The organism is Leptolyngbya cf. ectocarpi LEGE 11479 (assembly GCF_015207065.1).
GTDB classification, from domain to species: domain Bacteria; phylum Cyanobacteriota; class Cyanobacteriia; order Phormidesmidales; family Phormidesmidaceae; genus Leptothoe; species Leptothoe ectocarpi.
Window position 1 is genome coordinate 1 of sequence record NZ_JADEXP010000195.1, and the last position, 11,950, is coordinate 11,950.

The following is an 11,950-nucleotide window of genomic DNA, read 5'->3' on the forward strand; positions in this document are numbered from 1 at the left end:
GGTGCTAACTCTCTTTCCTCAAGCGGCTCAGATGAATTTTTAAATGCTAGTTTGGATATGGACAGAGTTGCCACTGCCCTGGCACAATCATTTGCCATTCCTATCCCTCATCTAGGAGATAGATTTAACTTTGGAATTGGTCACGTAGACTATGATTTGCTGGATGTTGAGCTAAATGCTGAACTGGCAGCACGACAGGACTTTAACCTGCAAGTAGATGAGTTGACTGGGCAATTGGTTTTAGAGAATGGTCAGCGAATTGACTTTATTGTGGGTGAAGACGTAACATTTACCGTTCCAGATAATATTGGCAACTCTCTAAGCATCAGTGCCGTGCTGGATCTAGATGCTGATTTTACAAATAGGAGCATGTTCAACTACGATGTCGATGCCTCATTAGAAGCGTTATCTCTGGAAGGCCGTGTTGGTATTCCTTGGACACCTATTCAGACAGACTTTAGCTTAGGGCCAGTGGTCGATAGAAACTACGATATTCTTGACGGTAATACTCCCCCCCTGTACGACCGGACCTTTGAATTAGCAGGAATTAATCAGCAAACGGTTAGCTTTGATGTACCTGCTGTAGTCTAATCATGTCTGGCAGACTTCGGGTACATTGTTGTAATTTTTCGTATCACGCTGGCTTTTCATCTAAGAGCTCTATTGAGTTGGGTCGCAACTAGCTACTGCTCTCTCTTGCTATATATGCTTTGTGTGAATGTGAGAGGCTTACTTTCATATTCGCACAAAGCTGTGAAAGCTCAGTCTGACTAGGCTTTAATCTGTAAGACTATCTATGCCGATCATGAAGCTGCTGTAAAAAATGTCAGCTAGGCTTGATAAGTATACTTCGTGAACAGGATACTCAATTGTAATTACTGTGTCGCAGAATACAATCGGCGCGGTATGTAGCAACTCTTCTGAGAAACGGTGCATACCTAATCTATTGAAGGCCGCTACTGGTGGGGACATATCTTCTTAATACGCTTGCTCCTTTGTTAGTACGCATTAATAAGACAACAAGCTGCTTGACACTAAAAACTTGGAGCACCTAGGAACAGAGATTAAACAAATTCCATTTGAGTCGGACTATTTCCATAGGAAACGCTTCGCGCGCGACTCCGCTCAGCCCTTTACTAATTAACGTGGAGGGATATGGATTTTATTAATTCCTCTATCCTTAGATAAGTTGAATTACAGTTCTACCCTGTAAGTTTTTTGCTCAAGGGTATCTCTACTTGTGTAGGTTCTGTTGAAAAACCAACAAGGTTTCTGTAGTTTCAGCGTCTCAAAAGAGAAAGCCGTACAACTAACAGACATTTCCCTAAAGAATTATAGAGAACGCAGCCTAGTGGTCAATGAACATCACAAGCACTAACTTTCTGATAACTCAAACCTCATAGGACAGCAACTTATGTTTAAGACCCCTCGATTAATATCTCTCACTCTACTGACCATCGGTTTGCTCATAGGTGGTTTACCAGAGTCAGCTGAAGCTGTAGGAAATAACCAAGATAGGATAGGTAGAAAAGGTGGTAGAGCTACTTTAGGAGATAGCAACCTTGTAGATTTGACATATAGCTTTTCTATCTCTGACACTACCTCTGACGGAGCTGAAATCACAGGACTTTGTGATACAGAATTTTCTTGCCTATTTGAGAATGCGGTTTCGGATTTGACGATCAATAGCCTGACACCAATTGAAGGGCCTATCAATAAAGTTACAATTGGTACAGAGGCTAAACTACTGGATTCCAAAGAAGAAAAAAAAGGGGACGGATATCCGCCTAAAGTTGATTTTTCCAGTGATTTAGATTTTGAATTAAATTCAAATTTAAACCTCAGATCGCAATGGGATCAGTCCACTAACGCAATGTTTTATAGCCTGACCGACTCTCATGACAAGTATGAGCCGATCAAACTAAAAACCTTTCGAGGTATGTCCGCCCCTGTTAGAACCTTCACGTTAGGTTTTGAGTTGTTTCGCGAGCCATCTTCCTCAAACAATCAAGTGCTTGATGAAAAACTAGTCAATAATCTAGTAACTGATCTTGCCTTTATCTTAGATACTTTAGAGAGTCCCTCTCCAAAAAATTCAGAGAATAGTAGTAAGTTGCTCGTAAATCCTCCTGATCCCTATAAAGAATTCACTCTAACTACTGCTGCTCCGGGTACAGCAAGTAGTTTATTTAGTCCAGATGGAACTCCAATATTTGGCTCATTTAGGTTTATTGAAGATATTTCTGACGATGTTGATATTGATAGTGTTACTGTTCCTGAGTCGACCTCTGCAGTGGGTCTATTAATTTTTACTTTCTTAGGCATTCGGTTTTCTAAAAAGAAGTTACTGTAAGAGTCTGCCTACTGAACAACATGCCCCATGTGTACAACTTCTCTTAGACAACTACTGGCTGTTAGTAGTGGCGTGGCTATTATGTTCGTATCCCCAGCGAGCACAAACGCTGAGATCATCGCCGATACAACGTTGCCTACAAACACAGTGGTGCTGTCTGGAGGATGTACTACGTGCGAAATTGTGGGAGGCACGGTGCGAGGACGTAACCTCTTCCACAGTTTCGCCACCTTCTCCGTTGATGATGAGGCTTTTTTTAATAACGCGGCTACCGTTGAAAACATTTTTAGTCGAGTGACGGGGCGCACAGTCTCTGATATCAATGGTCTAATTCGGACAAATGGTGCCGCCAATCTATTTCTCATCAATCCTAATGGAATTACCTTTGGATCAGATGCAGCCTTAAACATTGGCGGTTCCTTTATTGCTAGTACAGCCAACCGTATTGGTTTTGAGGATAATACCTATTTTGACGCTTCGTTGCCAGCAACAGTTGAGCTTTTAAGTATTAGCTCACCCATAGGGTTGCAATTTGGTCAGACACCAGCCTCCTTAAACAATTCCTCTCAGCTCTTCTTAGACGGTCCAACGGGACGTACCCTAGCACTCATCGGTGGCGATGTGAATATCCCTGGGGGTGGGCTCTTCGCCCCAGCAGGAAATATTGAACTGAGTAGTGTAGGTGCGCAGAGTAACGTTGAACTGATCGCTGCGGGGGAAGGATGGCGTTTTAACTACGATAATGTCAACACCTATCAAGACATTTTGCTCTCCGATTTTGCTGAGCTGAATACCAGTGGTGCTGGCGCTGGTGCAATTAACATCCAAGGACAAAATATCACGTTTGCCAGCGGCAGTTTCTTACAGTCATTAACGTTGGGGGCAGACGACGGTAATGATGTGACTATTGCCGCATCCAAGGTTCTTCTTCTGACCGGAGATCTAACTGCATTAGAAGTAGCGAGTGTTGACTCAGGTGCCGCCAGTGACATTGTTTTGAATGCAGATCTCTTGAAAATTGATAAAGGCGCTTATATTTCTGCACCAGGAGTGGTGGGTCAAGCCAGCGATATTACCATTACGGCCAATCAAATTGAGCTATCTGATGTAGATTCTGATGGGATTCCAGGGGGGATTTTTGCAGAAGTATTTGCAGACTATGATAAAGCTCTGAGAGGGGGAAATATCACTATTGAGACCAATCATTTGATGATTCAAGATGGAGCCCAGATATCCTTAGCCACTTTTGGGGCTGCTTCATCGGGCAACTTAATTGTCAATGCTTCTCAATCGGTTGAGATAGGCCCTGATCCGATTGATGTAGATGATAGCGGTACAGGGTTGTTTAACCAGGTTGGTCGCGCTGCTACGGGGAATGCTGGAGAAATTAGCGTGACCACTGGTCGATTATTCCTTCGAGATGGCGGCAAAATTGAAAGTAGTACGCTCGGTAGCGGTAACGGTGGACTGATCAACATTGAAGCTACAGAGATTGAAGGCCGTGGTCGTACGGCAGATGGCCGAATCCCCAGTGGGATTGTTGCTAGAGTTGGAGAAGGTGAGCAGTCAATCGGTGACGCTGGTGCTATCAATATTGAAACGCAGCGGCTGACATTGCTCAACGGCGCGCAAATTTCTACAGCAGGCCGCAATGAAGGAAATGGTGGACCTTTGACAGTCAATGCTTCAGATTACATTGTGCTCAACGGTATTTTTCCTGTCGGTGACTTAGATAGAAATTCTAGTGGACTATTTGTTTCTGCAGAGCCTGGGGCCACTAGTGATGTCGGTATTTTGACAGCCACTACCGACACGCTGATTGTTGAAAATGGAGCGAAGATATCTGCTGACAACTTGGGTTCGGGTAGAGGAAGCACGGCAACCATCAACGCGAGAGAGTTAATTATTCGAGATGGAGGTAGAGTTGGTGCAGGTTCACTTGTAATACCTGGTGTTGTTGCTTCACGGTTAGGTCCGGGTGGCACCTTGATCATCAATGCCTCTGAAAGAGTGGAAGTCTCGGGTGGAGAAAGTCAACTCTTTACCCGTGCAGAAGGTGCTGGCCCAGCGGGCAATCTTGTTATCAATGAAACTCCTGGTGGTGATTTAGTTGTTATCGTACGTGCTGACGCAGAAATCAGCGCCAGCACCGACAGTAGTACTGGCGGCAATATTATCTTCAACGATCCCGATGCTGTATTACTCCGTACTGGTGGAAGACTGACCGCAGAAGCTGGTTTATCTCAGGGATTTGGCGATGGTGGCAACATCACCCTAGCTATGCCTGACGGCTTTCTAATCTCTGTCGCCGACGAAGATAGTGACATTGTCGCTAACGCTTTTGCAGGCAGTGGCGGCAATATCAACATTACCGCCCAAGGCATCTTTAACCTGGTCGAACGTCCAGCTATAGATGGTAACGGCACCAACGACATCGACGCCAGCTCTCAATTCGGTGAAAGCGGTACTGTCGTTCTCAACAATCTTGATCTTGACCCCACCCAAAACCTAATCGAACTCCCCACCGATACCACTGCTCCCACCGTTGCCCAGCGGTGCCTAGCTGACAGCGAAGGTCAGAGTGCCTTTGTTGTTACCGGGCAGGGTGGCGCGCCACCTACACCGAGGGATGTCGTACGCAATGAATCAGCAGGGCTAATTGACATTGGAGGGGATCTACCTATCAGTCAGCTTGAACACCAAAACAGCACAATAACTGCCACCGCCAACGATACGTTTGTCGCCCCGTCCCCCCCGCTCATAGAAGCCCAAAGCTGGCAACGAGATCATGACGGTCATGTTGTACTGATAGCTCAAACACCTAATCCGTCTGCAACTGCCCAATATTTAGCCGTTTGTCCACAGGTTAGGGGATAAGTCATGTTGCGATCGCACCCTCGTCCCCTCACCCTCCTACTCTGCTTCCTCCTATCATTAATCCTGACGGTTGGTCATGGTTTATGGCTGCTACCTACAGCAGTAGCCGTAGACAGCCCCACCGTTCTCGCCCAAATATCACCCCAGCAGCAAGGCAGACAGCTCTACGAAGCAGGGCGCATTCCTGAAGCCATTGCCATTTGGGAGCAGCTGGCTAATACTCTAGCCGCCCAGGGCGATAGCTTAAACCAGGCCAGCGTTTTGAGTAACCTCGCCCTGGCCTATCAGCACCAGGGCAATTTGGAACAGGCCCAGACAGCTATGGCTCAAAGTCTAGAATTGCTGCATCAGGTGAATCCTGACAAATCGCCCGAAATAGCGGGTATATTTGCTCAGGTGTGGAATACCCAGGGTAATTTGGCTTTGTTGCGATCTCACCCAACCCAGGCCTTATCAGCCTTCGAAAACGCCACAAAATACTATACGCAAGCAGACAACCATACTGGCGAACAGCGTAGCCGTATCAACCAGGCTCAGGCCCTCCAATCCCTAGGGTTCTATCGTCGCGCCTTAACAATTCTCACGCATGCAAATCTTTCCCTTACCGATGGAGCTGATTTATCCACCCAAGTCACTGGTCTACAGCTCCTGGGCGATCTACAGCGCATGACAGGTAATCTAGACGCCTCTCAAGCGACTCTAGAACAAGGTCTGAGCGCGGCTCAAAATCTCGATGATGCGAACAAAATGGCGACTCTATATCTAAGTCTAGGCCATACAGCAGCAGCTAAGAAAGAGTCAGAAACTGCCTTAAGCCATTATCAAACAGCCGCCATCAAGGCACAAACATTACAGTTACAGCTACGGGCAAAACTAAGCCAGTGGAGTCTCTTAAATGAAATATCTGATGCTGTTGAGGAGACAGACGCCCTTGATCAAGAAATTCAGGTGGAGGCAGACGCCCTCTATCAAAGGATTCAGGCGGATCTGATCCGTTTACCTGTGAGTCGAATAACTGTCAACGCCCGCTTGGAGTTGGTACAGCGGCAACTAGATAAAACGCCCCAGCAAGAACAGGTTTTAAAAGAGCTTGAGATCGCCAGACAACAAGCAATTGTACTAGAGGATGCCAGAGCTGAGTCCTACGCCTTGGGCTACCTTGGCCAGCTATATCTGCAAGACAAACAGTGGCAACGTGCTGAACGATTTCTTCAGCAGGCTCTATCCCTGGCTGAAACTATCAAAGCTCCTGACCTAGCCTACCAGTGGCACTGGCACCTAGGTCAGTTACAGGCCCAACAGGGAAGAACTCCCCAAGCTATCAGCAGCTACGATCATGCCGTCAACAATTTACAGTCGCTGCGCGGTAACCTAATTGCTGTTACCCCCGTTCTCCGGTTTGATTTCCAAGAGCAGATAGAACCGGTATATCGCGAATGGGTTAGTTTATTGTTGGCCACAGCTAAAAATGACGAGCCTGCCCAACAAACCCTGCTAGCAAAAGCCCGTCAGGCGATCGAATCCCTACAGCTAGCTGAGTTAGAAAACTTTTTTCACGAACCCTGTGTCCCTGTCAGTCAAGAGATTGATCGAGTAATTGAGAATGCGGCGGCTCCAACTGCTGTTTTATATCCCATTATCTTGCCAGATCGTCTGGAAATTATACTCAAACTGCCGCAGCAGCCATTGAAACAATATACGACGCAGATCTCCCAGACTGATCTTGAGTCTTTACTCAAAGAGCTACAGTACAATCTGTTACGTCCCTGGAAAACTAACGAAGTACAGACTGAGTCTAAAAAACTTTATGATTGGGTCATCCAACCAGCGGAGACAGCCTTAGAAACTAGCCAAATTGACACGCTAGTATTTGTGCTAGATGGCTTTTTACGTAGCATCCCCATGGCTGCTCTCTACGACGGACAGCAGTATCTGGTCGAAAAATATGGCATTGCCCTAGCCCCTGGACTACAGTTAGTAGCCCCTCAGCCGCTACAGCGACAGAAACTAGCGACGATTATTGCCGGTTTGAGTGAAGCTCGCCATGGTTTTTCTGAGCTAACTTCCGTCAAAGATGAGGTGGATCAGATCCAGCAAAGTACCCCCAGTCACGTTCTGTTTAACGAATCTTTTACGGCGTTAAATTTAGAAACGGCCATTAACAACACGCCCTTTCCGTTAGTCCATTTAGCCACCCATGGTCAATTTAGTTCTGACCCCAATGAGACTTTTGTTCTGGCCTGGGATCAGCCCATCAAAATGAATGCCCTCAATCGTTTGCTACGACAGGGTGAACAAAATCGACAAAGTGCCATTGAATTATTGATTTTGAGCGCCTGTAAGACGGCTGCGGGGGATAAACGAGCGGCGTTAGGATTGGCGGGTGTTGCGGTCCAGGCAGGGGCTCGTAGTACGTTAGCATCTCTCTGGAACCTGGACGATGAATCAGGCGCGCTCTTTGCCAATCTCTTTTATCAGGAGCTACAAACACCCAATATTTCCAAAGCCCAAGCCCTCAGGAATACTCAACTACGATTGCTGCGGGATGACGCCTTTGATTCGATTTTTCGACGCCCTAGCTATTGGGCACCCTACGTTTTACTGGGTAATTGGCTGTAGGTCCATGATTTCATATACATCTGGGGGGATGGGCTGCGTGAGGAGACAAGGATATTTGACGTCGCCGAGACGTTTACCCTGCTGATAGTGGTACTGCATTAGACGTTGCAGCACATCTGGCGTAGCGTATACTTGCACGGGCTGGAGCTGGCCGAGCAAACGGGCCTGACGATAATGGAAACTTTGGCAGAGAAGCTGCTCGAACGAGTGTGTCAGATCATTGACGGACAGGGCGCTGTAATCCGTTAGTAGGATGTAATAAGGTTGGGGAGATAGGACCGGAGTTAAACATTTGAAAGCTGTTGTGGGCAGATGGAGCTGCTCTAGGATCTGGCTGACAAAGTCCAGGGTGAGTTTTTCTCCCACCATGTCGCTGGTGGTATGGCTGCGACCTAAGAATTTTAGACAGGGGGTGGCCTGATAATAGTGGGTAACTTGGATGCGATCGCACATCCGATACCGATACAATCCACCCTTCTGAGAAATAATCACGCTGTAGGTTTGACTCAGCTCTAGCTCATGGAGCCGATATATCTGGCCCCTGTCATCCTCAAACTCAAAAAATACCTCAGTGATGAGTGGGACACAGCCGTTAGCTGCCATCAGGGGCACGGTCATGGGCGCTTCGGTGGCCAGCAGCCCCTTGCCCTGGATCAGAGTATTCGGAAAGCGAGCCTTGAGACTGCTCGCCTGGTCGGCTGCGATCGCACTATCCCAGCAAGAAATCAGTTTTAGCTGCGGCCACAGAGCCTCCCAATCAATGGTTTCACTCTTGAGTAATTCAGCCCTGGCTGGCGATAGCTGGGTGTGCGTGCATAACGCCTGACGGTGAGTCTGGATGTAATCCAGCTGTACGCTTAGAAAGCTGGGACTCCAAATGGAAATAGTCTCTAAATTCTCTTCCAGCAGCAGGGCTTTACACAGATTGGATTGAAACACCTCGGGCAGCTGTGGTTTGTGGGCATCGACCGATGACACCAGAAACGGTTTTAGCAGCCAGCGTAGCCATCGGTCCAAATAGTCAGCGTCGTCCTGCAATCCCTCTGGGGACTCCCCTGGCGCTAGTAGCTTGGGAGAGATACACATATATAGTTTGCCGGTTTTAAACCTGGGGCCGTGGGTGATTAGATCATAGGCCCAGATACAAAACAGCGTGTTAAACGATTTTCGTAGGCCATGGGTATAGGGAATACGTTTTGCCGGTCCACCGCTGCCCGATGTTTTCTCATAAAAGAGAACAGGATCGGAAGTCAGTGATTTTTTCTGTTCGATCCAAGTGAACAGATCGTCATAGGTGACAATGGGGATGCGATGCCAGTCATCAATAGAAGAGATTTTGAGTGACTGGCCATAGTCACTCTGCATCAACTGCTTAAACAGTTGTTTTTGTAGTCTTTGCTGGGCTGTTTGAGGTTGGAAAAGAGCATGAGAAAAACGCTTAGCTGCGGGTGCCAGCAGCATTCCTAGAGTTTTAATCAACCAGCGCATGATGGGTCTCCTGCAGCAATGGTGACATTGGGGTAGATCTCGCTTCTCGCAGCCAGGTAGCTCCCGGCGGCAATGGTGGCACCAGGACCAATGTATGAGCCTGCTCCAATAAAGCTGCCATCACCGATAGTGATGGGCTTGAGATATAACATGAGATTGTTTCGTCGAGGTTTAACAATGTGGCTAGACAGACCCACACGATGACCAAAAACCACACCGTCGCCAATGGACAACAACCCTCGATCGGCAATTTCTAACCCCGGTGTCCAGTACACCTGTTTGCCCACTTGGGCACCCCACAGCCGCAGCCAGATAGAAAACAAACCGGGAACCAGTCTCAACACGGTTTCTAAAGCTGGAAACGCAATATAGATCACTTGCAACTGATGGCTACCCCACCAGGGAGAATAGTCATGTCCCTCGAGATAGCTAATCCCGCTTTTGAGCGGATAAACCCAATTGTGGAGCCGATAGGCCACCACAGGTAAGCCATAAAGACAAAAGACACCCAGCAGCAAGCCCCAAAGACTGCGCTCCCAAAGACCATAGCCAGAAGAGATAATCGCCAAGCCCACACAGAGGCTTGGAAAAAAGGATAAAAATTTACTTAACAGAGTCATGACTAGAGCTGCGACGAGGTCCTACCCAGATGGCAGCCCCCGTAACCAGTGGAATCAGGGCAAAAACTCCCCCAAAAATTAGGGGATAGGTTTTAGCAGCAGGGACGGTTAAAAGGGTGGCAAAGACAAGCCCGCAATACAGCAATGCGGCAAAGGGAATGACGCAGATAATAATCAGCATCAGACGCTCATTGGATTCTATGGATGACATCAGATTAAAACCAGGTAACGGCAATCCAGTGTAGCGAGTTAATGCGGATATAGCAGCTGTCGCCACAGGGGTAAATGACTGGGCTGCCCCAGAGTAGTAGGCCACTGTGCTGACAGGTGCAGAGTGCCGTGGAGGCGATCCCACAGTTTAAGATTGGCCCCATAGTTGCAGGCAGTACCTTGATGGTGCCAGCCATGGTCCTGAGGTAAGATCAACCACCCCGATAGCCACTGATATAGCTGACTCCTAGGCTGGGGGCCAAACCGACCGTGTCGCCATAGATCAAGGGCTGCGGTCAGACTAACGCCCAGTACATAGACGCTCGGATCCGCCAACAAATAGATCAACAGGCCATGCACCCATAGATACACAATCAAAAAACTACTCCACAGGGTGTTCCGCGATGTACCCAACACGTCCATAGTGCTAACCGTATGATGCACCTGGTGGGCAAACCAGCCCCAGCGGCTATGGAGAAATCGGTGATTCCAATAATAGAGATAGTCCACCGCTACAAAGCTGAGAGCAAAGGCAAACACGGGATGGAGCTGTACACTATGCTGCCAAGCAGGAATTAGTTGTTGATACAACGTCTGCAGTAGGGTGAGCTGCAGTAGGGGAATGAGCAGCCCCTGCACCCATAACCCAGCAGTATCTAGAATCCAATCAGTCCGTTTCTTTTGTCGGAGTTCTCCCCAGCTGTGGATAGCGGTCAGGGTAATGAGAAGAACAAAGGTACCAAAAATAATCATGATCTAAACCCAAAAAGTAATGTCGGTGGACTTGTCGGGTAGAGTGCGGGGGTCTTTGCCAGCGGCGATGGCGTCACGGATGGACTCAACAAATACGTGGATGGTATCGGCTGGAGTGTGGTGAAAGTGGGTGCCATATTTTGCGATCGCATCTCCCTGCACCCCCAATACCCCAATATCCTGGTCAATAATCCGCTGAGCCGTCCACCGCACCAAAGGTTTCGCCAGCTTGCTCCACATACCGTAGTTAAATGTGACATCGGTATACACCAGGGTGGAGTTCTCACTTTCTGGCACCGACTGGCTCGTGATCAAGCAACGACGATGGGGACCCATGGTGTACTCCACACTGGTCACATTGGGCATATGGAAAGAATCGCGGTGGTAGATTTCATGCCCCTGAGGATTTAGAAACCAGCGAGCCCAGCCCAAATTGTTAGTCTCATTACGGTAGGTGGCGGTCACCGTGCCCTGGCAACGCTCCACAGTCATTTCTAACCGCTGTTTTCGAGCAGTACGAAAGATACCAGGATGCACCGAAACCGTGTGGGGAATATCGATAAAGTTCTCAGCACAGTTAGTCACACTATTAGCAAAACGATTGACCACCCGCACCGTTTCCCAGCCCGGTTCACAGTAGTGGGGCATCGCAAACGGCTGTGTGTCCAATGCCCCCCGCAGTCTCACATAAACATAGCCATCCTGTTCGCAGGTGTCATAGGCCTTAGCACAGCGATTGGGTGTGGGTCTAAACGTTTCTCCCTCCGCCGGGACATTAACCACCTGTCCAGTTTGATCATACTGCCAGCCATGGTAAGGACACTGCAGCTGTCCTTGGGAAACCTTGCCCCCAGACAACCGCGTATTACGATGCAAACAGCGATCTCTCAAGGCAACAGGTTTACCATCGGCTCCCCGAAAAATAGCCAGCCATTCATCTAGCACCGTACGCTGCAAAACAGTCTTTGCTGTGAGCTGTTGACTGGAAGCAACAATGTACCAAAAATCTTCAAACCGAATCGGTATGGTG

General features: G+C 48.1%; 9 protein-coding genes. 4 read left to right on the forward strand and 5 right to left on the reverse strand.

Translation table 11 applies throughout. The features are described from left to right. The 4 genes from IQ260_RS18905 to IQ260_RS18920 all read left to right on the forward strand — a co-directional run. A partial coding sequence (locus IQ260_RS18905) for a hypothetical protein (protein ID WP_228016254.1) occupies positions 1–591 on the forward strand: 591 nt, incomplete at its 5' end. An 823-nt stretch (positions 592–1,414) separates the two neighbouring features. Continuing rightward, on the forward strand, positions 1,415–2,353 hold the full coding sequence (locus IQ260_RS18910) for a hypothetical protein (RefSeq protein WP_193994659.1): 939 nt from the start codon (positions 1,415–1,417) through the stop codon (positions 2,351–2,353). An 81-nt stretch (positions 2,354–2,434) separates the two neighbouring features. Further along, positions 2,435–5,230 carry a beta strand repeat-containing protein gene (locus tag IQ260_RS18915; protein WP_228016255.1) on the forward strand — a complete coding sequence of 932 codons (2,796 nt, stop codon included), beginning with the start codon at positions 2,435–2,437 and terminating at the stop codon, positions 5,228–5,230. A gap of 3 nt (positions 5,231–5,233) precedes the next feature. Further along, positions 5,234–7,849 (forward strand): CHAT domain-containing protein, encoded by a 2,616-nt coding sequence (locus tag IQ260_RS18920; RefSeq protein WP_193994661.1) that lies wholly within the window; start codon positions 5,234–5,236, stop codon positions 7,847–7,849. On the opposite strand, the gene IQ260_RS18925 is transcribed toward IQ260_RS18920, so the two are convergent. From IQ260_RS18925 to IQ260_RS18945, 5 genes are all read right to left on the reverse strand, one after another. Continuing rightward, a complete protein-coding gene (locus IQ260_RS18925; protein WP_193994662.1) occupies positions 7,829–9,337 on the reverse strand; it encodes a GH3 family domain-containing protein in 1,509 nt (502 codons plus the stop codon). The genes IQ260_RS18920 and IQ260_RS18925 overlap by 21 nt on opposite strands. Beyond that, positions 9,325–9,957, reverse strand: coding sequence for an acyltransferase (locus tag IQ260_RS18930; protein ID WP_193994663.1), 633 nt, complete (start codon positions 9,955–9,957; stop codon positions 9,325–9,327). Before IQ260_RS18930 ends, IQ260_RS18925 begins: the two co-directional genes overlap by 13 nt. After that, complete coding sequence (locus tag IQ260_RS18935; RefSeq protein WP_193994664.1) at positions 9,941–10,168, reverse strand: hypothetical protein; 228 nt, start codon at positions 10,166–10,168, stop codon at positions 9,941–9,943. Before IQ260_RS18935 ends, IQ260_RS18930 begins: the two co-directional genes overlap by 17 nt. Positions 10,169–10,206: 38 nt before the next feature. Further along, complete coding sequence (locus IQ260_RS18940) at positions 10,207–10,920, reverse strand: sterol desaturase family protein (protein ID WP_193994665.1); 714 nt, start codon at positions 10,918–10,920, stop codon at positions 10,207–10,209. Positions 10,921–10,923: 3 nt separating this feature from the next. Further along, positions 10,924–11,950 (reverse strand): aromatic ring-hydroxylating dioxygenase subunit alpha (locus tag IQ260_RS18945; protein ID WP_228016256.1); only part of this gene is annotated, 1,027 nt, incomplete at its 5' end.

Coding starts and splice junctions, on each gene's coding strand:
- IQ260_RS18910 (WP_193994659.1), top strand. CDS start 1,415: ATGTTTAAGACCCCTCGATTAATATCTCTCACTCTACTGACCATCGGT.
- IQ260_RS18915 (WP_228016255.1), top strand. CDS start 2,435: ATGTTCGTATCCCCAGCGAGCACAAACGCTGAGATCATCGCCGATACA.
- IQ260_RS18920 (WP_193994661.1), top strand. CDS start 5,234: ATGTTGCGATCGCACCCTCGTCCCCTCACCCTCCTACTCTGCTTCCTC.
- IQ260_RS18925 (WP_193994662.1), bottom strand. CDS start 9,337: ATGCGCTGGTTGATTAAAACTCTAGGAATGCTGCTGGCACCCGCAGCT.
- IQ260_RS18930 (WP_193994663.1), bottom strand. CDS start 9,957: ATGACTCTGTTAAGTAAATTTTTATCCTTTTTTCCAAGCCTCTGTGTG.
- IQ260_RS18935 (WP_193994664.1), bottom strand. CDS start 10,168: ATGTCATCCATAGAATCCAATGAGCGTCTGATGCTGATTATTATCTGC.
- IQ260_RS18940 (WP_193994665.1), bottom strand. CDS start 10,920: ATGATTATTTTTGGTACCTTTGTTCTTCTCATTACCCTGACCGCTATC.